Source organism: Paenibacillus sp. NPDC057934, assembly GCF_042887565.1.
Classification (GTDB): domain Bacteria; phylum Bacillota; class Bacilli; order Paenibacillales; family Paenibacillaceae; genus Paenibacillus_AQ.
Genome location: NZ_JBHVPB010000005.1, coordinates 435,922 through 459,204, shown reverse-complemented (window position 1 = coordinate 459,204; position 23,283 = coordinate 435,922). Strand labels below are relative to the sequence as shown.

Genomic DNA, 23,283 nt, shown 5'->3' with positions numbered 1-23,283 from the left:
CCAACCTCCTGTATCATCATCCTAATACATTGTATGCAGTCGTATCAGGAAGATGATACACGTATGAGTTTGTTGATACATTTTTTCTGCTGCTGTATACTTTTGGAAAAGGGAGGCCTGTCCGTGATCGTTAACCATGTCAAAGAGATAATGGATCAGCAGGGGAAGTCCATCAGGGGCGTCGCCAGAGAAACTGGACTTGCCATTAACACGGTGTCCGGACTGTACCATGATACGTCCAAGCGCGTGGATATGGAGACGCTAGACAGGTTCTGTAAGCATTTAAAGGTCAGTACCGGAGAATTGCTGGAATACATAGAAGACAAAGAAGCCCCGCCAGAATAATCCGGTGGGGTATTGTTTATGTAGTCACTTGAATTACATCGTCGATCTTGATCCAGTCGTAGTCGTATTCCATCTGCAGCTTTATCCGCCGCAGCTGCCTATCCACGGCCAGCACCACACCCCGAATCTTAATATCCCGCACTGGGTCAAATTGAGTTATCGTTATCTGCTCCCTGTACCGCTTTGAGTAAGCGAGTACTTGATCGATCAGTTCCCACTCTTGTGAGTCAAGCACCGGCTTGCTACGTAGGCTCTGCGCCCTCTCGTCACTGATAATTCGTATCTTGTGTTCCGGAAGCATCATCCGGCTGCAGTCAAATATACTTTCTAGTTTACGTACCATGATGTCCGCCCTTCCTAATAATCGGTCCAGTAATCGATTTGGCCCCCATCCATGCCCCAGGTTACTGATGCTGGCCTATCCTCGGTTCGCTCCCATCCCTCAAGTATTAGAGCACTCTCAGGTGGATTGCCGGGCTGCCATTGAATGTATTTTTCATCAACCAATTCCTGTAACCCAAGCCTTATCTTATCCTGCGTTCTTCCACTCTTCGTTTCAAGCTCTGCAATGGTCGGCATATGTCCGTGATGTACTGACGAATGCCGCATGATCATCAGCAACTTGCGAGCAGTATCACTAAGCATGGCGCTCCTCCGTCACAGGCTGCCATGAAAGGATGCTGGACGCCAAGAATACCCGTGGTGCGCCAGTAGTCAGGCAGGCGGCCCGGATGCGGCCTTCACGGATGCCGTTTACTTCGATCTTCCGCTGCGTGATCTTGCCTGCTTTGTCCAGGTAGATGATTTCGATAATTTGGCCGATGCTCATTTTCATGATTGATCGCCTCCGATAAAATAAGAACATTTGTTTGTATTATATGCAAACTTACGTTCCACATGCAACATATAACTTATTCACCATTTAGGAAATTATTGAATTTATTAAGTATTTCTTAACTCTTTAGTCTATTGTAAATTTCTGTCGAAAAACAGACTGTTTGTTCGCCCTTGATTAGTATAGGCTTGAAGTATACATATTAAAGGAGATGAAAGTTTTGAAAAATTGGAAAAGAGGTTTGACTCTAGTCTTATCTCTAATCATGGTATTATCGTTCTTTGTTTTTCAGAAAACCGCAACTGCTGCTTCTGTTGGAACGACTCTTCCTCAACCAGAAGAAGGATGGGTACGCATAGACGATACGAACCCAGGATTCGTATGGAGTCAGGGGTGGAAAGTATCTAATCAACCACATTTATACAAAGGTTCAATGCATTACACAACAAAGGTTGGAGAGACGGTTACTTTTAAATTTTATGGTTCAAGTCTTAGAATAATAGACATTATAAATTCAAATCGCTCGCAAAAAACAATTACAATTGATGGTGTAGTTGAACAATATTCCGGCCTTGGATCCCCTAACGTTGATATAGCTCTTGTCTATGAAAAACTGGATTTGCCTTTAGGGAATCATACTGTGACTATCAAAAGTTTAAACGCAGGTTACACACAAATTGATGCAATAGATATTGTTGGAGAGTTACTTGATCCTGGATATGTTGAACCAGAACCTACGCCATCTCCTGATCCAACTGCAACAGCATCGCCAGAACCAACCATTGAGCCTACACCAATAGTAAGCCCTTCACCAACACCTGAACAACCATCAGGTGACCGTGCAATCCTTGTTGTAACAATGAACACAGGGCTTGAGAAAGAGTTCGACTTGCCAATGTCTGAGGTCGCAGCCTTCCTAAGTTGGTACGATTCAGCTTCCGGATCAGCTAGATATGGTATCAACAAGCATGATAATAACAAGGGACCATTTAGCAAACGTACTGATTATGTGATCTTCGATAAGATCCTGACCTTTGAAGTAAGTGAATACACAGCTAAATAATTTGGAAACAACCCGTCAGGTAACCCGGCGGGTTGTTCTTTGCATTAATGTAATCTAAATCCTCGATTCTATTTTAAAGATACTTTATACTAATCAAAAACGCTGAGGTGGATTATGGATAGGAAACTGAAGCAGAGTCTGAAAGTTGCTGCTGTTAGACAGGAAATGATTGTCGCATGGCTCACGAATGGGGAGAAGATAAAGGGTATTGCAGAGGTATCAGCGGATCCAGAGAGAGTAAAAATCAACACGATTGATGGTCCGATATGGGTACCGATAAATGATGTGGAGAGTATCTCGCGAGTGATAAGACTACGTGTGGAAGGTGAGACAAATGAATAAAGACAATTCCTCCCAATTGAAAAAAGTTCTGTCCGAAGTACCTCGTGACAGAACTTTTTTTCATGCATTCTATATATATTTATTCCTTTGACCGGATATCCTCCCCGAAAGAAGAGGGTACCGGTCCAAAAGCATCTTTAGTTAATATTTAACCATCCAAACTACGAAACCCATCGCCACTATTAAAACCATTAGAATCCACATTAAAATAAATCGAGGATCTATCTTCATATTCATCACCCCCAGTAAACGCGAATTCACGTTAACCAAGAGCTTTCGGACTTGCAGTATATACATTATCACATTTCGCTATCACTGACAATTAAAATAGAAAAACACCTAAATAAATTTGGATTATGTATGTGACCATAAGTTAAATTTTCTTGAACGCAAAAAAGAACACCCGAAGGTGTCCTGACTTATGCATTAATTACATTATCTACTTCCGGGTACTCATCCCAAGTTCGTCCATCAAGTAAGCGACCATTTCTAAACTTTTGAACGCCTCCCCATTGCTTAAAGAAGAACGCTACCTCTTGTTCTACACATTGATCCCGTATCTCATAAACCCATTCTTCTTTCATCGGCCTTGCTCGAGCACCAGATTCACCCCCAACAATTACCCAATGAATTCCATCAAGATTTAAGTTAGGCAATGAGCCAAGTAAAGGCTCACATGAGAGAAATTTAACTTTTGCCGGAGTCTGGCGTAGGTGATCAATACGATCTGTGACTCTGTTATTCTCAACGCTTACACCTTGCCAAATATTATCCGTCCATTTCAACTCAGCACTTACATCTAAAAGTCGCTGTGACCTTTTTGTAAGAATCTGAAATGTATGCCAATGAGCTTCGTTCATCACTTTGAATACCTCTTTGATAAAGTCTAAAGGAATATTCTCATGGAACATATCGGACATTGAGTTAACGAATATTTTTTTAGGTTTTTTCCATCTCAACGGCATCTCAATCAAATCATGATGAAGAGTTACATCAAATCCGTTCACATATCGCGGATTATCCATTGCCTTCAATCGCTTAGCCATAGTCAAAGCATAACAATTCTTGCAACCCTCAGACACCTTTGAACATCCCGTCACTGGATTCCAAGTAGCCTCGGTCCATTCTATGTGTGAGTTTCCGGCCATATTAATCGCTCCTTTCATGTAAATTATATCACAGTCAACGGGAACATGAGTTCCTTTTTATTAAATAAACTCTATTATTGTTCCAGCAGGATAACTCCATGGTTTTTTTCTCTCCGTTAAAACTTTTAACTCGAAGTTTTTTTCCATTGGAACCAAGGTACTTCTTTTTAAGTGAGCTTTTCGGTACGGAGTATCACAAAGAACAAAATCCTCAATCTTTTCTATTTCTACTTTTTGCTTAGAGAATCTCCGAACTAATAACTGTTTCAAATATTCATAATCAGGCTCATCCCCAAATAATACCCCTTGGTTATGGTCAGTCGCGTCAGAAAAAGTATAATTTCCTCCTGTATCAACTTTCCACATTGCATCCTTCATTTTTTCCAAACCAAGCTTATGGTTTGTTCCATAGAACATAAAGTACTTAGTTGCATGTTTCTTTCCTTTCATTTCAAATGAACGAACATACTGAGCTGCATGCCCCTGCAACTGTGACTGATATAGACTATGTATTGCTTGCTTTCTTTCATTAGGATTCATCGAACTCACAGGGATGTTCTTCCAGATATCTGTTCCGAAGAGACTTGTAAGAACCGTTTCTTGCCCTTCTCTCTCAATGAACCTATTCATAAATTCATACATGAAGTTGATAAATACTTCGCATTTATCATTACTCATAAGCTTCTGAACAATATCAAAAGGAATGCTATAACCGAAAGGGTCTATAAATAAAAATGCCGGAGCAAGCATCAGTTTTTTTTCTTCAAGATGATCAATCAAACTCTTTGCTTGCTCTTCAAATGTCGAATTAATTACATTGATTTTAAACTTTTCAGGGAAATTAACCCCGCTTAAACTTGCCTTAAGATGCTCAGCCCTTTTTTTATCTTCTTCAATAAAGAAAAAGACAATTTCAGGTTTTTCCAACCCTGATCTTTCGCAAAAATCAAAATACGCCTCAGCCTCTTGGAGTGCAATTATGGGCGAACCTGGTTCCCCGTTACTATAAGAGCCTGGACCTGAATAACCATCGAGATACAATAATCTCCTATTATATCTGCCCATTATTGGAAACCAAGCCCCTAGATAACTTTTCAGAATAATGTGTTTTGCAATAGTGTGTGGTTCGATTTCCCACAACGTAGTCCTCGGTTTTGCCAAATAAATCCCCCCAGTAAATTTGATACTGGGTATAATTCCCTAACGAAATTACATTTCCTTCCGAACATATGTTTTTTTACAAATTTCGACTAAAAAGCCCACCAGCCGAAGCTAGTGGGCAACTGTTTACCGTAAGGTATTCTTCTTGTCTTTTCCTTCATACTCATACCAAGCCTTCTCAATGGCCGCCCTGATTTCAATAGGCTTGATCTTAATACCTCTGCAGCCTAACTGCTGTGTCGCATACTCCAAAGCCTGTGCAAGCTTGACCTGATTTTGCTTGTCTTTATAGACAGTCTCCGCATAGGCGAACGCCTCAGCCGCAACCTTATGCAGCAGCTCCCGCTGAGATACCGAAAGCCTAGCATCAAACCAAGAGTTTGCCTTTTGCTGCAGTAGCGCAACTGTCCTTAGTATTACCGTAGCCAGGACACCAACAACAGCTAGGACAATATTTGTCACATATGGTTGAACTCCATCAATGATTGATTGCATAATATCTGCTCCTATTCTTTTGGCATGCCCGCGGCTTCCCGCAGGTGATTTGCCATACTATTGTAATAAGCCATAGCAGTCTTATCGTCCTTTTGTTTAGCCGCAAACCAGCCGGGAGACAGCCAACGGAAAATCAATTCCTGGACATTACTCTTCGGCAGCTGCACAAACGGCGCTGTCGATCCAGGCTGCAACGGAATGCATGCAGCCAACCGAAGGTTATTCGCAAGGTTATGAAGGTGCGTAGTTGCCACTTGATCCCCAGTCTTTCGGGCCACGAACCACGCCGGAGATACATAATCATCAATAAGTGCCTGTGCGATATTGGCCAGCAACTGCACAGCATTAGGTGGCATGATCACCACTGGCTCTTCCTGCATTTCCTTAACTACGTCATACAACAGATCCTTCAGTGTCTTGCCCACTGTTGCCAACGCCTGATCAACATCACTCTTGCGTGCCGGATCCAACTGCTTATGGCTCGGGATGTGGGTCAGAGGATTGAGCTTCCACTTGTCGCAGCAATAGGCCAGGTACCACACAAAGCGCTTATAAGCCTCGGTAAAGACAATCTTGCCTCCGTAGCACAGCTCCACACCCAATGCGATGTCATTGGCGTCGCCACCAAATAACTTGTTATCGGTGGTCACGCTATAGAGTACATGCCAAGCCTTCTCCGCCGGGTCCGCCCCGGTGCCGGTCGGGATGATCTCCAAAATCTTTTTGTCATCAATGAAAGTTTGAGCCGAGGCCGACCGATCCTTCAGCGCGTTGAAATAATTGAAGTGTTTATCCGCCGTTGCTCCCGGGTTACCCGTATCATGAGCAACTAAAAAACCCGGTGTTCCCGAAGTTAATCGGGTACCGGGCCGAACGTTCTGGCGCTTATTGATATAGCGCCGTTCAATTACATATTTATCTTTGATCATCTTCTATTTGCTCCTCTCCTGGTTTCACAGCTGGTAACGCCATGAAAAGATCCTGCCGTTTCGTGTACATAAGCACGGTCAATATGAGCAGTCCCAGTGTGGTGCCGATCTGCGCTGTGGCCCATGCTTGCGATTTAAGGGCGGTGAGCACGGCGCCGCCGGCCGTATTATTGAAGCGAATCCAGAAGGCCACGCCCATTTCGACTGTATAGGCTCCTAGAAAGAAGAACACCGCCAGCATGAATAGGCTGATTACTCCCGCGCGGAATCTCTTCCGAAAGTACAAAAAAAGCGCGGCTATAAGCAGCAGCGCGCAGATCAGTGAAATAGAATATGCGATTAACAATACGATATCAATGACCTCCATGATGATCCCCCTTGTCGTAAACCAAGTACCGAGCAAAGCGATTGCGCTCGATTTCATCCTGTATTTCTTGTGACATATTTTTATATCGGGCAATACTGACTGCAACGCGGCCAGATGCTCGGTCCAGCTCCTTTTCTCTCTCTCGGTGCTGGGGGAATAAACGTTGAATCCATTTCGTCAACACGTTATCCACCCCTATCCTCGTCATTGCCACTTACCGCAGCATGATCTATTTTGAGACGTTGCAGCACTTCTAAAGTAGGGGCCATAAAGTCGGCCCGTTCCTTGTCCAGGATCGCCTGAAGCCGATCCCGGTCTTCTTCTGCACGGTCTAGCAATTCTCGTGGAACCAAGTCCCCCTTCATCACTGCCCTCCATTGAATCATAACGACAATCAGCAATATAAATACAAGCAGCACGGCGAGCCCGTATTTTTCAGCAAGTGGAAGCAATTTTTCGATATCAGATATCCGCTCTGCGTCCATTCCCCCGCTCCCTTCTCTCTATTTATATAAAACATCCCCCGGAGAACCGAGGGCATAAAAAAAGCACGCTCCACGTTGGGCGTGCTAGTTCGCTGCTTCTTCTGTTTTGGATTCAGTTGGTTCTGCCGGCAGCTCCTTGGACTTTTGAAGATTGGCCAGCGCTTCGCAGACCTTTGTGTCAATCGCTTCAAGGATCTCCTGATGCCGATTAGGGTGGTGATTTAGAACGATAGAAATAATGTCTACCACTTCCGACACCGGCTGGGTGAGATCGATGGATACTCCAATACTAGTGATTTTCAGAGGGATCACCTCCTTTCGTGCAAAATAAAAGGACCCAAAAGGGCCCCTCACATGATAATTAGATTTCAAAAATGAATGTTGATCCGCCTGCTTCTCTATACAATTTCAGCATGTTTAGCATGGCTTTCTTTTGCTTGTCCGTCACGGTCATATCGTATTGCCGGTTCTCTCCTTCAAATCGGATTATCGCCTTATTGGAGTTTGCTATTTTTAGTACCTTATCATAAATATCTTTGATTATTGTGACATCATAATACTCCCAAACATCACCCGATCCATTGTCTCGGCTTATCTCCGAATATCCAGGTGCAATTTCAAATACTTCTCCATCAGCGTTGATAACGAATTTTTCGATGAATAGCCACCTGTCCCCTGAATATTGAATTCTGAAACGTGGGTTTGTTACACCACTATCTTTAGTTCGGGAGAAGTAAACATACACATCATTTGAATTGGAGTACTTCGACGAAGAAGGATCAAAATAAAAATCACTTTCTCGTACCTCATCCTTTTCAACTCGAAGCTTAGATAATATCTTATCTATTTCTTCTGGACTTTTAGTAGCAATTGGAGCAATGGTTGTATAGGGAGTTGCTGTTGGCTCAGCTGTTGGTTTATTCACGGCATACAACTCACGTGTCCACTCAAGCACCTCTGCGGTTTGCGGATCGTCAGGGAATGCCCCCGACATCTTATCACTTATCGATCGAATCCCATCGTAGTCCCCAGAATAATACTTTTCTTTTGCATCGTCGTATAAACTTTTAATGTCAACGGGTGCCACTTCCGCAGATGCTTGTACTGCTGAGGTAGAGACCTCATTATTTCCGGAACAAGCCGAAAGGACGACTACAAGCATAAACGCAGCAGTTGTGAGCATAATTCTTTTTTTCAATGTTGCGACCTCCTGAATATGTAATATTCCAAGTATATCCAAGAGATAGGTGACATGGTAGGACAATTTTATGAATCTACTGAATGTACTGTCGAGTTAGATGTTTTATTTCTGCACTTCAGCAATCTTAGATTCAATATCAGCGAGTTGTTTCTTGAGATCAACGAGTTCGGCCTTACGTTGTTCGACCAATTTTTTGTATTCTCCGGCTGAATCTGAAGCTCTTTTTCCAAGATCGCCGTTGTTTTCCATCTCTTTTGCCATGGATTCATAGATTCCGATTGTGTTCTCAAGATCTTTAATATTAAACTCTTTTTGCTTGATTGCATCAACTAGTTTTTCACGAGAAGCTTTCAGTTCATCAATTGATCCTGAGTCAACAGATGCAGGTTCAGAAACAGAAGTCGTTGGTTTATCTTCCATAATGATCTTTTTCCCTTCTACTGTTAATGAGGCTCCTGTAGCTTCAGCTACTGCACGAACTGGAGCATATGCCAAACCCTTGATAATTACGGCATCAGCGACCTTCGCCCCACCCTTTTCAATTAAAAATAACCCCTGCACTTTCTGGCCAATTAGACTCGACGAATCTGCAAATGCTGTTACCCCTACAAACAACAAAACACCGACAATAATACCAGATATAAACTTCTTCAAAGCTACATCTCCTTTGCTAAATTTGTATCTTTATTATCGGTGTTTCTAGGTAATTTTTACAATACTATGCCACAGAGAATGTGCCCCCGCCGCTGTTTGCGTTTGCTGGATTACCATGGTTATGGTTAGGAATAGTTACTGAATGAGAGTGACTAATACTAGCTTTTCCAGCAAGTGCAGACCAAATGGCATTCAGTTCATATTGAAGCGTCGTTCCTGTTGATTCATCCAATATCTTTCCCCACGATGGAAATCTCACGTAATCTGATATCGGGTCTAATTTCACCCCGTTGCCTGAAACAGTAGATCTTCCATAGCCACTCATTATAAATCCTGATGTTGGTGAATTAAATATCGTCGACTCATTCCCGTTAGCGAGAAACCTGATCTTACTCACTCCCCCATCATAAGCCGGAATCAATATTCCGCTGTTCGCGTCAGAATAAACCCCGAACGCGATGGATGAAGGATCGATCTCCACCCGCGGATAAATACCAGGAGCAGCAGTCCGGATCTTCGCCCCCGTAATGGTACCGGCATAAAAGTCGGTCTCATACACCGAAGAAGCCTCGATTAAACCAGTTAACGTGATAGACCTCGCCACCACATCCCCATTCATGTAGACGCGGAAGGGCGCTGAATGAAAGTCCGAACGCCCCGCAGCAATCCCGTTCAGATTGATCTGAGTAACGTTCTCGCCTTCGCCAATCTTCATCTCTACAAAGTTACCCAGAACACCAACCACAGCCGGAGCAGACACTCCATTAGCCGTAATCGCGGTCATAGCCGTGGCGCCGCCGTTTCGAGTAACTATGATGCCGTTAGAAGTCATAATGACCTGATCAAGTGCGTTGACTGTGCTCTGCAGCACGATCCCCCGCCCGTCATACTTGATCTCAGTCTTGGATGCGTTGATGTCGATAACGGCTTGCTTGGCAAACTCCTCAAAGGCTGAAGCGCGTACCCGACCGCCTGACAGGAGATCATTCAGGATGCGCTTGCTACGCTCGAGGTCGGCTAGAACCTGCGTATCATCCCGCATCTGGTAGTTGGAGAGCGTGGCCTGAGAGTGCTTATCCATGGCAAACGGATACTCCGTCAGCTCCAAAACCCGGCAGCTGATATTAAACATCTCCATATCCGGATCATAGGCATAAACCGTGTCGCCCAGACCAGGCTGCTGCTCATCTGGATCAATCTTGTGTATATCCGCTGCGCTGACGCCGACCTCAAACTCAGGCATTTCTTTCTTCCGGAGTGCTTCTCGAGTAGCGATCAGCAGCTCCTTGGGGTCCTCGATGTTCTGATCGATTAGCTCCCCGTCATAAAAAGTATTAATGTTGTTGGTCCAATACTGTGCATACGGAGAGATCAGGTAATTGACGGCCAACTTGTTGTCCACGATGGCGCCGGGAACGGACTCCAGCAGGCTGCGTTCCTCCGCTGTCAGGTAGTCGGCAGATAAGCCAATGAATGTCCGGCCGTCCTTCATCTGGCTGAACAGGCGAGTCGTCAGGTTCGAAGCATCATCCTTAAAGGAGTCGCTAATGATGTTCTTGCCTAGACGATACTGGAATCCAGCGTCTTTACCAATCCGCTTATAAAGGTGAATGACAGTGTTGTCCGGCTCGATCTCGCAGCCATACAGATTAACGACATCATTAAGTCCAGCAAGCGCCGTTGTCCTGCCCCAATCTTTAACATCCCGAAGGTCAAACACGTCATGGAGCACGAAGGTATAAACGCCGCCCGTAGCAGCTGTGATCCGGTCCAGCAGAGTAGTGATATGAACTCCGTAGGCCTCATCGATGTATTGATTGTACGGAATCTTGAAGTCGATCATCTTGAACATGATATGTGTACAGATGACCTGGGCGCTGATTATTTTGCTGTTGCGGTCCCTGCCACGACTCTGGACGACATAAAATTGGCCACGTTCATCTTGAACGTAGCCTTTAGGAATGATCTTCTCTCGGTAATCGTCGCTAGTCATTGGGACCGTGAATGATATCTCGTAGTCGCTGTTGACCCGGCGACGGCGCTGGACGTCAGTGGACGCGACCAGCAAACCGGTTGGGGAACGGTTGCGGTCGAAGGATTTGAGGTGTTTTTGCATGTTTCCACCTCCTGATAAAATAAAGCACGCCACATAGTGACGTGCCGGATAATCTTCCATTTAAGTTAACATATTAATTCTTAGACAAATTCGTATCTTTATTAATTTTGACACTATCCTGATCAATTGGTTCAGCACCTCTACGTATCATTGCTCCATAAAATCCCGGAACCATGTCTACAATAAATAAATGGTAGTCATACTTTTGCGAAAGTTTATAGGTTAAATCAATCATTTGCATCACTATGCCCTTTCCACGCAATTCTCGGTATGCTACCAAGTTATGAATCTGCAATTCGTTTTCTAAGATATACAAATTAAACATTTTAAACTCAGTTCCATCCATATTACCACTAACTAAAAGCTGCCTTTCTTCGTCGTTAAAAATGGAAAATGAACAATTCGAAATTGAATCAAGTGAATCTAAATACAACTGAAGAGTATTCTCAAGATCATTTAATATTACACCTGCCGACACTTGCTTAACCATGAATAACACCTCCAAATAGATAACAGTATTATCCATTAACAGGTGTCAAATATCAATGAAGAATATTATTCGCAGTGAACATTATGGTCCTATGGTGAGCTAATAAACATCAGCATATAATCCCATACTTTCCTCCTTCTACTCCGCCACCATAAAATCTAACACTATTTATTTCAAAGTATTCTTTGGTTATAGATATGGTTCGCTCTCTCCAGACAAAGAAACCTTTATCAATTATCACTTGGTTTCTACTTACATCAAAAGTAATGTTAAAAATCACCTTTCGCAGTCCTTCTCTAATTGTCAGAGTCCTTCCAACAAATTCAATATCCCAAGAAGCTATTGAATATACTAATTCATTATTTGATATCACTAAGATGGGCTGGGATTTACCTAATATCACAATATTAAGAAGTAAGTTTCCATCCTCAAGGTTAAACCATATTACTGGTTGTCCGCCAACCATAAGAGGTACAGAGAAAAACTCTACATTGTTGTAATCCTCTACCTCCGGAAAGGTCATCGACACTGTTCCTATTATTGTTTTAATTTCCTTACCATAATGTATTTTCCACTTAGGACTATATAGAATTTTTTTATTATACGGGTTTGCATTGTATGATTCCACCGTGTCTGAAGACAATAACCCACTTGTTTTTTCTTGATGGTGGGTAGGACATAATAATGTTATTTCTTCAGCTACATGTCTTTGATAGATTGCCCATTCTTTCATATGATCGTAGTGATATATTGGCGACCCGCAGATAACACAACCGAACCCACATCGTTGTCTAACTGCTCTCTTAACTGGATTTGGAATATCTCTTGATGAAGGTTTCTCCATATAACAGCCCCCTTTTTTAATAACTTCTACTCAATAGGGGCTTACACCTTTATTTAATGAATTACACAGCACTGATCTTCTCCCACACGGTCGGCGTACCCGCGCTGTTAAATGAGCGCTTGTACATCCGTAACGTACCATATATGTGATACGTTTGATAATTATAAGCATGATCGGTAGCGTGTATTTTATGTGTTGTTAACGTTCCCGCAAGGCTTTCAGGTAATCCGCTGCTCGCTGCGACCGCTGTCTGCACGGTATTGTAAGTAACACCGAGTAGCAGAGTTGAAATCGTGGTATTGCCGTCTACTCCGTTCTGATCAGGGAAGCTTACTCTCAAACCGACCTCTACCCACGGTCCCCAGGTAGTCAATCCCGTTGCATACCTCTTGAACTTCCCTCGCCCATTATATTCAGAATACTCTTGATAACTAAACGCGTTAGCACTGGAACTGGTCACACGATAGGTCATTAGTGTCCCGGCGGTTTTGGTTGGTGACAAGGCCGCATTCGTACCCAGTAAATAGTTTATCGTGATGCCTTCCCGAAAAGCAGATATGCCAGCATCAAAATTCGCAACTTCTCCAGTAAGGTCTATGCCGCCGCTTACTTTCCTCCAAACGCCGAAACTGCGGTCAGCATTGCATACTCGCTTATAGATGTTCCCAGAGACTAGCACATGATAAATCTGGTAATTGTAGATATTATCACTACTGAGCACTCGTGGGACTAATTTATGAGTGTAAAGAACACCTCCAACAGACTCTGGAAGTCCGCTACTTATTGCGGTTACTGTGTTCACTCGGTTAACGGTAACTTGGTAATCTTCAAAATTATCAATAATGTTCGATCCAGTAAAGCTATTGACGGCCTGAATTACGGTATCCAACGTGTTCGCGTTGATTTTACCGTCATATCCAACCGCGAAATGCTTGTTCTGCGGATTGGGCCTACCATAACTACCAGTCTCAAGGATGTTGCCTACTTTGTCCAAAGCAGCAGAACATGTCAGAATTTCGCACTTTGACTTGGCGTAGTTAATAACGTTTGTAAGCAACGAAGTCAAACCCGCTTCCTCCACGTTCCAACTGTGCGTTCCAATAATAAGCCATGTATTTTTTTCGAATGCTTTGTCGATATAATACTTGTAATAGTTAAAGGTATTCGTGGGAAATCCGCTCGGGTCATTGTTGATAACTACGTTAGTATCAAGCCAGATACACTTTAATTCGAAAGTCTCAATAGGTGATTGATTCAATCCATTCAGGCCGTAGTCACTCACGCGGCAAGCGCGATAGTACTTTTTTGCATACTCCTTCTCACGCTCGCTCCAAAAACCATAAGGTATGATGAACGACTCAACATCAAATCCATTATCCAACAACCAGGCTTTGCTGTTCAAAAACTCAGCTTCGGACGCAGCATCGCTCAATTCCGAAAGATGCGGATGAGTGTGCGAGTGCGACATAATCTCATTACCCGCTGCCTGTATCTCTAATAATTGCGCTTTGGTTGCTTTGCCCGCATTTCCCACTGTGCTTGTAATTACCCCAGTGCAAAACGGCACACCTAAACTCCCGAACAACGGAAGGTAGATAGTGTAATCTTGCTGTGAAGCATCGTCGGTGATGAAGGTGACAAGGCCTTTTGTTGGCTTCACTTTGTTTCTCCGCGTAAGTCCAGTGAAGTATGAAGTATCCGCCAACTGCGCAGCAGTCCGGAGGTAATCTTTGTCCAATCGTTCCTTAAGCGTAGGCTGATCCACTCCAAATGTATCAATCTTGGCTTGGGCTGCGGCAGGGCTACTGTCGCCGTTAACAACCAGCGTATCAACTGCCTGCTTCTGCTTATCCACAGCGTCCTTAAGGTTCTTTGCTCCCACAACTGCCCCATCATAAGCGATATGCTCCGCAGCATGTGCCACAGTAGAATCAACGTGTATATCAACTGCCTGTTTAACATTCGCAGCTCCAGCTACGGATCCAGAATAGGTCACATGTTCGGCTGGGTGGGCTTTTGAAGATTCCTTATGGGTTGTGATATCATTCTGAGCCGACGTGATGCGACCGTTGTGCGCTGTTAAATCAGTCTCGATTTCCGCATAGTTATCGTTATGTCGCTGGAGATTAAGCAGGTCCAGCGTCTTCGTGATGATGCGGCGTTTAAAGTTCATATCTGCACTCCTTCCTCAGAACACGTATTTATAGCGATAAATGATCTCCAAAGTGAACGCTGGCGCGGTCGCAGAGACCGTTAATGCCGTCTGACCAGGTGGAAGCTCGAAAAACATCCCATTACTGCGACTCCAAGCGTTTGTCCCATTAAGTTTAACCGTGCACTTGTCCGGATCGCTGTTGATCTCAAGAACATCGTTCGCACCGATACTCCCTGAAAAAGTAAAGGTCTGGCGGCCGTCACTAATCGAAAGGTCTGCAAATGCTCCACTAATTCGCATCAGCGGATATGTTCTTTCCGAACCGATGTTATCCAGCGTCACCATCTGCCCGCTCGTCGTAATAGAAAATGAAGAATCCGAGATATAAAAATAGCCCTCCCCGAAGGAAAGGCCCTGCCCGTATTCTCTAAGCTCCGTATCCTGCTGCGACTCCGGCCAAGGATCGTCCATTTTTAAGGGCACATTGATTAGACGGTTACCCGTGGAAGAGTCAAAGGCCATGGAACCTCGATATTCAGCAATATACCTCTTATCTGGCCGATCATCGAAGATGATGATTAAAGGGCCACGCCGGATGTTGAACACACTGGCCAGCTTCGCCACAGTACCGTCGTAATCATCACCCATGACAAATAGACCCAAGCCAAGAGGCCGGGCTGCATAAGTGCTGCCGAAGTTCTTCACGCCGTCTCTACCGGCAATCTTGACGGTGTTCTCCTCCGTATCTGGTAATGCTGGAATGTCACGGGAGACCAAGAGGATATTAAGAGTCGACAACCATGTTCCATTTACAGAAACATCGTTCATCCGGACTTCACTCCCATCGTCTGAAGCCGGCGGGCTGACTTCTCACGCTCTGAATACATAATCTCAGTGTCTGCCCGATCCTCTAGAGTCACGCCATTAACAGACATGTCAAAGGTGTTATGGATGACCGTCTCCGATTTTACAGACCCGGTTGGAGTTGTGGGCATCACAGAATCGAGCAGTCGAAAGAGACTTCGCTGTTGCTGTGGATTAAGAACGATTTCACCAGCATGCGCTATAACCGGGACTGCTTCACCATATCGACCCTGTACGACACCGCCAACACTAAACTGCTGAAGTTTACCGGTATCCTTATCAATTCCATACAGTTTCCGTATCTCTTCGTTACGCGAAGCTAAACGCGCCATGTCCGCATTGTCTCCTCGTGACTTGGCTGCTGTCCACGCATCCTTGTTCGCATTGTATTCTTCAAGATCCCGGTCTTTCTGGGACGCGGCTTTTGTCGCAGTTACCTCGGCCATTTTCGATTTATACTGCGTGACAAAAGTGTCCAAGTCCTTCAAAATCTCAGAATTAGCCTTAGCAGATTCGGAAACACGAAATGCAGCAATACTGGACTCGATCGTTTTGATATCGCCGCTATATGCATCAAAGGCTGCAGACAATGCGTCGTACTGGGCCTCGGCATTCGTTTTCTCTGTCTCGTATGCAGCCAGTTGGGTCTCCTTTTCTTTCTGAAGCGCTGTTTTCTGTGATTCCAAATCACGCTTGCGCAAGTCGCGGTTGTGATCAAGGATGAATTTATCCCGCTCCGCAATGACCTTCTTACGTTCCTGTATGCCATCATTACCGACAGCGGAGGCAAGTTGATCGATTCGGGCATTCTTCTTCGCCAGTTCTTCTTCAAAATCAATATCTGAATTAGCTTCCGATTCCTTCGCCAGTAGGTCATCAATCGCTTTGATCTTCTCATCCTGAGCAGCTACATACTTCTTCTTGCGCTCTTCAATTGCGGCTAAGTCAGCCTTTTTCGCGGTATCGATACGCTTCTTTTCCTCTTTGACAAGATCATCCGCAAGTTTCGTCGTCTTATCCACGAGGGATTTCCGCGCTTGGTAGAGTTGTTCATCGGCCTTTTCGTAAAACTCTGAGTCCTTACCGTATTGATCACGAAGCTCAGTCCACGCCTTTACCTTATACTTAGCGATCTCACCCTCGGTAGCGCCAGAATCTTCAAGCCTGCGAATTTCCTTGTCAATCAGTTTCGCACGAGTATCGTACGTATCCTTCGTCTCTTTCTCGGTAGCTTTGGCAAGGTCCTTTCGTGCCTTCCGTACTTGCTCGTCTGCCTTCTTATACTCTTCACTGCCTTCCTTGTACCGTTTCAGGACATTTTCCCACATGTAAAGACGTGAGTTAGCCATTTCGCGTTCGGTCTTGCCCGCGTCTTCTTGACGTCTCATCTCCTCGTCGATTCCTTTAGAAGATGCATCGTACGTCTTTTTGATTACGTCTTTGCGCGCCTTGTACACCTCTTCGTCAGCTTTTTTGTACTCATCGGAGTCCTTGGCGTATCGGTCACGCATGCGAGTCCAGGAGTTTAGCCGCATTTCTGCGATCTGTTTCTCCGTTTTACCACTCTCTTCCATACGCCGTTCTTCGTCCTTGATCCACTCGGCTGAAAAATCGTACTGCGCCTGGACGCTATCTTCGCCCAGCCGCTTAATCTGCAGCGTCAAAGTACGAGCATCATCAACGGACTCTCCCAAAAACTGCGCATGTTTCTTGCGCAAAGCTTCATACTTCTCAAGTTGCTTTTCCGGAGACAGGTCAAAATAGTCTGCCTGAAACTGAACAGTTTTTAGATCAGCATCATACGCCTTTTTACGGGCTTCAGCCGCCAATTCCTCTGGGGTCTTTCCTTTCTTAGGTTTCGGCCCTTTCTTCGGGTCTGGCGAAACAATGTCTTTTGTGAACGTCTGATCGCCCTTTTCCACCTTTTTCGCAAGATCGTCCATTTCTTTCATCGTCTGCTGATAGTTGGACAGCGCAGCTTCCGCCTCAGCCTTCTTCTTCTTGGCCTCCTCAGTAACGGTGCTGGTGAGCCAATCATTATAAACAATATCCATGACACCCGGTGTCTTACCATTCATTTTGTCCTCACCTTGTTGCACGCTCTCCGCGAAGGTTGCTGCCTTGCTCTGGTTAACCTTAGCCATGGCTTCAATCAACAACTGATAGTTACGGATTTGCGCTTGCACAGCAGCTGCCTGAGCTTCGACCTCTGTTTTGTAATTGTTAATGCGGGTCTGCGCTTGCTTGCCGGCCGCATCGGTGAACTGCTTGTCAGTATTTATTTGGTTAATGATGGTGTCGATGTTGTCGGCTCGTATTCGCCCATCCTCTCCCTGGTAAGCGTTAAGCTGCGGATATTGCTTGATCAAGTCATTGGTGATCTCGACCAATCGGTTTTTCTGGGAAGCATCCAGAGTCTGCAAACCATTGAGATTCTTGAATTCAGCAGCTAGCGCGGCCATCTGCGTGAGTTGTGTCTTCTTGGTAGCAATTGCTGCAGCGTCAGCCCTGTCCTGATCCGTAATGACATCAGTGGTCGCCTTGATTGCTGCCTTCATCTCTTCAAACTTCCTCTTACCCTCATCGATATTTTCATATCCAAGATTGTTCAGTTCTTTGTCGGTAGCTTTAATCGCATCGGCAAGATCGAACATCTCGGAAACAAGCGCAGGAGTACCCTCGCTTCTATCAAACATGGATTGAAGTTCATTTACCCGTTTCTGCAGCGCTGTTCGACGTTCAATCACGTCAGCAAGAGCCTTTTCCTTCTCAGCCAGCATTTCGAGATCAGCCGCGTTTCGATCCACTGGAGCCTTATCCAGAACGACGTTCAGCTCCTTTTGCTTCTCGGCCAGCTCGGAAGCAGCCTGCTTTGCCTCGCTGCTCTTGGTAACGAGGTATCCTATTCCGGAGACCAGCGCTCCTATCGCCAAAATCGCCCAGCCTACTGGACCACTAGATGCACCAAGTAGTGTCATCGCAGCAGACACTGCCTTGATTACTGGCGGCAAGAGCAGAAGCGCGCTCAGCAGTCCCAGCACAGCGACCGTCCCAGCGCTAATGCCAGATACCAACCCTTTGTTCTCCTCGGTAAATTGAGAAAATTCCTTGATCAGCGGAGTCACCAATGTCATGACTTGCTGCAGGGCTGGTATAAACGCTTCGCCGAGCTCAGCACGGGCTTCAGTAAGAGTCTTATTGAATGTAGCCTGCACGCCAGTGTAGCCGGTCATCGCTGCATCTGCATTTCCCGCGAAGATTGCCGATTCTGATAGGATACCGTTATAAGCTGCTTGCACCTTTTGGGCGTCCGTGAGCTTATCTGCGGTTGTACCAATTGATTGAGCGTATCTGTCGTACATAACCGACAGATTGGTCGTAATACCGGCTGCATCAGTCAGGTCTGAGTTACCAGACTTGATACCTTGCGCCACCTGCTGTATGGCATCAGCCCACGACAAATGAGCTTCCCTGTTATAGGTCGCTGCATCTGCTGTAGACGTTATAATCTCTTTTGTCTGCTCTAGCGTCAGACCAGCAGATACATAGGTCTTCACCGTATTATTAAGAGCCGTCTGATCTAGCCCCCACCGATTCGATAACTCTTCAGCTAGCCTTATAGATTCGCTAGTACTAACGTTCATACCCTTAGATACAGCCGTAAGACCTTGAAAAGAGTTGGATAAGTTCTGTGCTTCCCCGGCAAAGGTTGTAATCATGTTTGTTAGCTTGGCCAGTGCAAATCCTGATCCGAGACCAGCAAATACAGCAGAAAATTTGCTAACCGCTCCTTCAGCGTTCCGTAACTCATTTGTTATTTTATCTATTTGCTTGCTCTCGACTCCGAGCCGACGCAGTTCGTTAGCCACAGATTCAAGCTTCTTCTCAAGAATTTCAGGATTTGTTTTTTGGACTATGGCATTGATTTTATTGATCTGTTCACTGCCAGCACCCACATCCTTCAGCGCCGTATTGAGCTCCTTGAGGCTATCTTCAACATTTTTCGCTTGGCTATGTGTAACTTTCATACTCTCGCCCAATTGGTTGACTTGATTGACAGCTTGCTGGCTTTGATTACCAACTTGATTTAAACTGTCCTCCAAATCCCATAACTTTTGCGCTGTCTTATCTGAAGCTGTTGTGAGTCGCAAAATGGCGCTCTCAGTGTTTACGATCTGCTCCTGGAGCTTATTCTTCTTCCCTTGGTCGAAGGTATTGTCATAGGATTGCTTCAGTTCCGCCAGTTTTGCCCGTTGGATATCTAGTTTAGCGTTGATGTTATCCAACACTGCAGTAAGTTGGCCGACCTTACCCTTTTTAGAGGAAATGTCCTCGAGCGAAGCATTCATCGCCTGAAGGTCAGAAGCTGACTTCTTCCCCTGCTCGCCTATGCCAGCAAGATCCCGCTTGACCGCCTGAACCTCCTGCTTCAGCGTCTGTGTATCAGCGGTAAACCGGGCTTGAAGTTCACCGATCATCGTCGTCACCCGTTAACGCCCTCCTTTCATACGCGCGAGATTCGCTTGATACTGCTCCTCTGCCGACTTCACTGGTTCTGGAGGTGGCTTCGGAAGCGCGGCGGTGATCCGGCTGAGTACTTCTTCCCGCGCCTTGTCGTCGATGATATGTGGCAATGATATTACATCCAGATACTGCAGCAGCTCACCTGCCCGAACCTGATCCTTGATCTGCAATAGCCGTGGAATGTCAATCTGGTAATAGTCGTTCTCCACTTCACGCTGCGTCTTCCCCAGGATGATACAAGCCCGCAGCATAAATTCATCTATGGTTATTGTTCTTGGTGGGCCTGATTCATTCGCTTGACGATTGACTGCACGAACTGCTGCGCCGCCGGCGGAATCAGGCCCGTCAAGTTTTTTAGGGCTGCGTTCATGTCGTTCTTTTCCCAGGCAAGCTTCAGGTACTCCGAACACTCAGCTAGGCTGGCGTGCTCACTGAGCTCCTCAATGTCGATATCACTGAGCAGCGATGTCAGCTCGTAAATCTCGTCGATGGCCACATCCGCGCCAGCCACGATAAAAACTGATCGTTCTGTTTCCGGCGTCAAGAATAGCTGCACCAAGAAATTGCCGATGGTACCGATGTGGTCCGTAAGTAACTTCATACGGTTACGGGTCAACTTAGGGACAGTCACCTGCCGTCTACCAAGCCTCAGAACTTCCTTTTTGCCTAACAATGCTCCTATGTTTAACAAGGCGTTCGCCTCCTCCTTAATCGTTGTAAAAAGAAAAAAGGAGAAAGCCAGCGCCCTCTCCGTGATCGTATAATGCAGTTATTAAGCTGTAGCTGTGATGTCGCCCCAAGTGTACAGCAAGCCCTTCGGCGTTGCATCGAGGGAAGGGTACGCCATAGCAGAGATGGTCATCTTAAGGTTGTCGTCCAACTTGTATCCAGCGTTCACATCAAACTTGATACCTACACTTTCAAGGTAGATGTAGCGCGAAGGATCAATGACTCCCTGCGGTTTAATGACTGCACGCTTCTGGGGCAGTTCCTTACCTGCAAGGCCAGATACCTGATACTTCACCTTGGTCGCATCATCCCCATCTACAACCTTCGTTGCATTTGGGTTATACTTCGTGACCTTCTCGAAGTCCATATCCGGCGTTTCAAAGTTAATGGCACCAGTTGTTCCGGTGGAAATCGATTTTACCGGGGCCGTACCAGTCTGGTCCGTCGTGGGCTCGAAGTAAGTGGTTGTTGTGGTGAAGTTGATACCCCCTTGTGTCAGATCGATGATAATGCCATCTGACTCAAGAACACCTTTATCATCTACTCCCCACTCGAAGATACCGGGTCCGGCATAGATTTTTTTCACGTCACTCATAAACTAATCCTCCCTTGTGTAGAAAATGAAATTGATTGAATACATGGGCCGGTTATTGTCGTCCAGACCCAAGTAGATTGGTGGCTGTGCAGCAGTGCTGGAGAAGACATCGGCCGAGCCCGCAAGGTAGTTTGCTCGGCGATGCAGCTTCTTCTTAATCTCATTCGCCAGTCTTTCTGTAGCTGCCATGTTTGTTGGCAGCGTCTTGTATGACTTTCCCTTGACGATAACCTGGAAGGTAGGGCGTTCCGTCGGAACGTAGCCATGCGGTGCATATCCGCCGGTGCCAAATACGAACAAACACGGTAACTTCGTTTCCGGCAGGTCGGCTGGAAGGAAGTTCGCGTCTGGGTAAACCGTATAACCGGAAGCAGTCAGGTAAGCAATCAGGTCATTAGCAACCATTACCTATCTACCTCCCAGCACTTTGGACAGCTCTTCGATGATCAGCTTCTCGTTCATCTTGATTGCCCGCTCCAAGAATTTAGCCCCCGGCATTTCGCCGTTGTAAGCACCCTTGGACAGCGTCTTCTCGCCGGGCTCCATTGGCTTAATAGCCCCCTTGGCGTCCCTGTAAAATCCTTCATGCTGAATAACAGCGTAAGCATCAACATCCGGAGTCGTTCCGAAATCGATATACGACACGCCGATCAGCTGCTTGACCTCCCCGACAGTGAGTGCAGCCTCCAGATCACCATGATCCAACGGTGCGAGCTTCTTGGCGTCATGAATGACCTTCAGCGCTAGATTCTGCAGCACCTCATCTACGCGGTCATCGATTTCATTGAGCGTTGCGTCCAACGACGTGAAGATGGCGTCTAGTCCTTCCAGTTCAAAATTAAAGCCACTAGCCATAAACGATCACCTTCTTCACGTCGTCGGTGCCGAGATACTTCCGGATCTCATAATGTCGCACGTCAATACGGATCTCGGCACCGAGTTGATTAGTATATAGAAAGTAATCGGCGAAGCTAATCGGAATTGCACCCTCGATATGGATGGCATAAGTGACCTGAATCTCCTCGCCCTTGGCATTCTTGATCAGCCGCTGCTCTTCCACAACTTTGGCAGCTCGCTCCGTCTCAACGGGTGGCAGGGGACGACCCCAGTCATCCACGCCGGAATGATAGTGCGTGACAGTGGCCGGATAGCCAAACAGGCTCATACTAGACTCCCTCCATATTGGAGGTCAGTACGGCCCTCAGCTTCCTCTTCGGCAATCTCACTGGCCCTCTTGCCCAGAAGATCCCGTACATCAGGTGCTACAACATCTCGGATACCGCTATACGTGACTCCCTCGCCATTATCGTTGACTGACTTAACACTGTGCTTCTGGAACTTGAGGGCTGGATCTAGCCCTTGCATTTCCCATATAGCCTGTAAGGATATAAGCTCAGTGGTCAGTGCTACAGTAGGATACCAGCGTGCAAGGTTACGCTCAGCTTGCTTGATAGCTAACGACTGCTTCAGTGGCTTCTTGTCCCACGCTTCCGTGTCGAGGACGTTCTCCTCTATCCAAAGGTTGATATCTTCAGTAGTCGACATGATTAATCACCTACTTCTTCTCAGCTTCAGCGATGGCAGCAACCAATTCCTCCGCCGTTTTGTCTTCCGTGCCTTCAATACCGAGCTCGGCAGCCTTCATCTGAAGATCAGACTCTTTCTCTACAATGGCTTCCTTCAGTTTGGCTTCACCTAGACGGCTTGCATTAGTGATGCCGAGTGCCTTAGCCCGCTCCCGCAGCGCCAGCAGTTCAGAGTTATCATCTTCAGGCAGTGGCTCAACTTCCTCCGCGATACCCTTGGCAATAAGTTCCTCAGCAATTTCATCGTCAACCTTGCGGATAATGTCGCCCGGCCGTTTCCATTTGCCACCGTTCTTCACTACGCCTTTCAGCTTAATGTCCACTTCATTCATCCTTTCAGATTTGTATAAAAGAA

General features: G+C 45.8%; 29 protein-coding genes. 3 read left to right on the top strand and 26 right to left on the bottom strand.

What is annotated here, in order from left to right; genetic code table 11:
- Positions 1-123: 123 nt before the first annotated feature.
- Positions 124-345: a helix-turn-helix domain-containing protein gene (locus ACFVRY_RS14600; protein ID WP_387500910.1), complete on the top strand. Its 222-nt coding sequence runs from the start codon at positions 124-126 to the stop codon at positions 343-345.
- Positions 346-361: 16 nt separating this feature from the next.
- Here ACFVRY_RS14600 and ACFVRY_RS14595 read toward each other — a convergent pair whose 3' ends face one another.
- From ACFVRY_RS14595 to ACFVRY_RS14585, 3 genes are read right to left on the bottom strand one after another with little or no spacing between them, the layout of a single operon-like run.
- Positions 362-688, bottom strand: coding sequence for a YolD-like family protein (locus ACFVRY_RS14595; RefSeq protein ID WP_387500909.1), 327 nt, complete (start codon positions 686-688; stop codon positions 362-364).
- A 14-nt stretch (positions 689-702) separates the two neighbouring features.
- Entirely contained in the window at positions 703-990 is a 288-nt protein-coding gene (locus tag ACFVRY_RS14590) for a helix-turn-helix domain-containing protein (RefSeq protein ID WP_387500908.1), read from the bottom strand.
- The gene (locus tag ACFVRY_RS14585; RefSeq protein WP_387500907.1) at positions 983-1,180 is read right to left on the bottom strand and encodes a hypothetical protein; all 198 of its coding nucleotides are present in this window, start codon (positions 1,178-1,180) and stop codon (positions 983-985) included. Before ACFVRY_RS14585 ends, ACFVRY_RS14590 begins: the two co-directional genes overlap by 8 nt.
- A gap of 220 nt (positions 1,181-1,400) precedes the next feature.
- On the opposite strand from ACFVRY_RS14585, the gene ACFVRY_RS14580 reads away from it, so the two are divergent.
- Together ACFVRY_RS14580 and ACFVRY_RS14575 are read left to right on the top strand one after the other, a co-directional pair.
- Complete coding sequence (locus ACFVRY_RS14580) at positions 1,401-2,243, top strand: hypothetical protein (RefSeq protein WP_387500906.1); 843 nt, start codon at positions 1,401-1,403, stop codon at positions 2,241-2,243.
- Between the two features lie 114 nt (positions 2,244-2,357).
- Entirely contained in the window at positions 2,358-2,585 is a 228-nt protein-coding gene (locus ACFVRY_RS14575; RefSeq protein ID WP_387500904.1) for a hypothetical protein, read from the top strand.
- Positions 2,586-3,004: 419 nt separating this feature from the next.
- On the opposite strand, the gene ACFVRY_RS14570 is transcribed toward ACFVRY_RS14575, so the two are convergent.
- The 23 genes from ACFVRY_RS14570 to ACFVRY_RS14460 all read right to left on the bottom strand — a co-directional run bounded on the left by ACFVRY_RS14570 (position 3,005) and on the right by ACFVRY_RS14460 (position 23,251).
- The gene (locus tag ACFVRY_RS14570; protein WP_387500903.1) at positions 3,005-3,751 is read right to left on the bottom strand and encodes a DUF5131 family protein; all 747 of its coding nucleotides are present in this window, start codon (positions 3,749-3,751) and stop codon (positions 3,005-3,007) included.
- A 42-nt stretch (positions 3,752-3,793) separates the two neighbouring features.
- A complete protein-coding gene (locus ACFVRY_RS14565) occupies positions 3,794-4,894 on the bottom strand; it encodes a three-Cys-motif partner protein TcmP (RefSeq protein ID WP_387500902.1) in 1,101 nt (366 codons plus the stop codon).
- A gap of 126 nt (positions 4,895-5,020) precedes the next feature.
- Positions 5,021-5,389: a phage holin, LLH family gene (locus tag ACFVRY_RS14560; protein ID WP_387500901.1), complete on the bottom strand. Its 369-nt coding sequence runs from the start codon at positions 5,387-5,389 to the stop codon at positions 5,021-5,023.
- 11 nt (positions 5,390-5,400) lie between these two features.
- Positions 5,401-6,318 (bottom strand): peptidoglycan recognition protein family protein, encoded by a 918-nt coding sequence (locus tag ACFVRY_RS14555; RefSeq protein ID WP_387500900.1) that lies wholly within the window; start codon positions 6,316-6,318, stop codon positions 5,401-5,403.
- Complete coding sequence (locus ACFVRY_RS14550; RefSeq protein WP_387500899.1) at positions 6,305-6,742, bottom strand: hypothetical protein; 438 nt, start codon at positions 6,740-6,742, stop codon at positions 6,305-6,307. The genes ACFVRY_RS14555 and ACFVRY_RS14550 overlap by 14 nt, the downstream gene beginning before the upstream one ends.
- Positions 6,743-6,870: 128 nt before the next feature.
- On the bottom strand, positions 6,871-7,170 hold the full coding sequence (locus tag ACFVRY_RS14545) for a hypothetical protein (protein ID WP_387500898.1): 300 nt from the start codon (positions 7,168-7,170) through the stop codon (positions 6,871-6,873).
- 84 nt (positions 7,171-7,254) lie between these two features.
- Entirely contained in the window at positions 7,255-7,482 is a 228-nt protein-coding gene (locus ACFVRY_RS14540; RefSeq protein WP_387500897.1) for a hypothetical protein, read from the bottom strand.
- Positions 7,483-7,531: 49 nt separating this feature from the next.
- Positions 7,532-8,368, bottom strand: coding sequence for an outer membrane protein assembly factor BamD (locus ACFVRY_RS14535; protein ID WP_387500896.1), 837 nt, complete (start codon positions 8,366-8,368; stop codon positions 7,532-7,534).
- A 105-nt stretch (positions 8,369-8,473) separates the two neighbouring features.
- The gene (locus tag ACFVRY_RS14530; protein ID WP_387500895.1) at positions 8,474-9,025 is read right to left on the bottom strand and encodes a hypothetical protein; all 552 of its coding nucleotides are present in this window, start codon (positions 9,023-9,025) and stop codon (positions 8,474-8,476) included.
- A 64-nt stretch (positions 9,026-9,089) separates the two neighbouring features.
- Positions 9,090-11,141, bottom strand: coding sequence for a phage tail protein (locus ACFVRY_RS14525; RefSeq protein WP_387500893.1), 2,052 nt, complete (start codon positions 11,139-11,141; stop codon positions 9,090-9,092).
- Positions 11,142-11,214: 73 nt separating this feature from the next.
- Positions 11,215-11,631 (bottom strand): hypothetical protein, encoded by a 417-nt coding sequence (locus ACFVRY_RS14520; RefSeq protein WP_387500892.1) that lies wholly within the window; start codon positions 11,629-11,631, stop codon positions 11,215-11,217.
- A gap of 109 nt (positions 11,632-11,740) precedes the next feature.
- A complete protein-coding gene (locus ACFVRY_RS14515; protein ID WP_387500890.1) occupies positions 11,741-12,475 on the bottom strand; it encodes an HNH endonuclease in 735 nt (244 codons plus the stop codon).
- A 61-nt stretch (positions 12,476-12,536) separates the two neighbouring features.
- Entirely contained in the window at positions 12,537-14,648 is a 2,112-nt protein-coding gene (locus ACFVRY_RS14510; RefSeq protein ID WP_387500889.1) for a polysaccharide deacetylase family protein, read from the bottom strand.
- A gap of 15 nt (positions 14,649-14,663) precedes the next feature.
- A complete protein-coding gene (locus tag ACFVRY_RS14505) occupies positions 14,664-15,458 on the bottom strand; it encodes a phage tail domain-containing protein (RefSeq protein WP_387500887.1) in 795 nt (264 codons plus the stop codon).
- The gene (locus tag ACFVRY_RS14500) at positions 15,455-19,981 is read right to left on the bottom strand and encodes a hypothetical protein (RefSeq protein ID WP_387500886.1); all 4,527 of its coding nucleotides are present in this window, start codon (positions 19,979-19,981) and stop codon (positions 15,455-15,457) included. Before ACFVRY_RS14500 ends, ACFVRY_RS14505 begins: the two co-directional genes overlap by 4 nt.
- Before the next feature lie 3 nt (positions 19,982-19,984).
- Entirely contained in the window at positions 19,985-20,269 is a 285-nt protein-coding gene (locus ACFVRY_RS14495; protein WP_387500885.1) for a hypothetical protein, read from the bottom strand.
- 14 nt (positions 20,270-20,283) lie between these two features.
- On the bottom strand, positions 20,284-20,709 hold the full coding sequence (locus tag ACFVRY_RS14490) for a hypothetical protein (protein WP_387500884.1): 426 nt from the start codon (positions 20,707-20,709) through the stop codon (positions 20,284-20,286).
- Positions 20,710-20,790: 81 nt separating this feature from the next.
- Positions 20,791-21,342 (bottom strand): hypothetical protein, encoded by a 552-nt coding sequence (locus ACFVRY_RS14485; protein ID WP_387500882.1) that lies wholly within the window; start codon positions 21,340-21,342, stop codon positions 20,791-20,793.
- A 3-nt stretch (positions 21,343-21,345) separates the two neighbouring features.
- The gene (locus ACFVRY_RS14480; RefSeq protein WP_387500880.1) at positions 21,346-21,747 is read right to left on the bottom strand and encodes a minor capsid protein; all 402 of its coding nucleotides are present in this window, start codon (positions 21,745-21,747) and stop codon (positions 21,346-21,348) included.
- Between the two features lie 3 nt (positions 21,748-21,750).
- Positions 21,751-22,197 (bottom strand): hypothetical protein, encoded by a 447-nt coding sequence (locus tag ACFVRY_RS14475; protein ID WP_387500879.1) that lies wholly within the window; start codon positions 22,195-22,197, stop codon positions 21,751-21,753.
- On the bottom strand, positions 22,190-22,459 hold the full coding sequence (locus ACFVRY_RS14470; RefSeq protein WP_387500878.1) for a hypothetical protein: 270 nt from the start codon (positions 22,457-22,459) through the stop codon (positions 22,190-22,192). The genes ACFVRY_RS14475 and ACFVRY_RS14470 overlap by 8 nt, the downstream gene beginning before the upstream one ends.
- Positions 22,460-22,503: 44 nt before the next feature.
- A complete protein-coding gene (locus tag ACFVRY_RS14465) occupies positions 22,504-22,887 on the bottom strand; it encodes a hypothetical protein (RefSeq protein WP_387500876.1) in 384 nt (127 codons plus the stop codon).
- 10 nt (positions 22,888-22,897) lie between these two features.
- Positions 22,898-23,251: a DUF7210 family protein gene (locus ACFVRY_RS14460; protein WP_387500875.1), complete on the bottom strand. Its 354-nt coding sequence runs from the start codon at positions 23,249-23,251 to the stop codon at positions 22,898-22,900.
- Between the last annotated feature and the right edge of the window lie 32 nt (positions 23,252-23,283).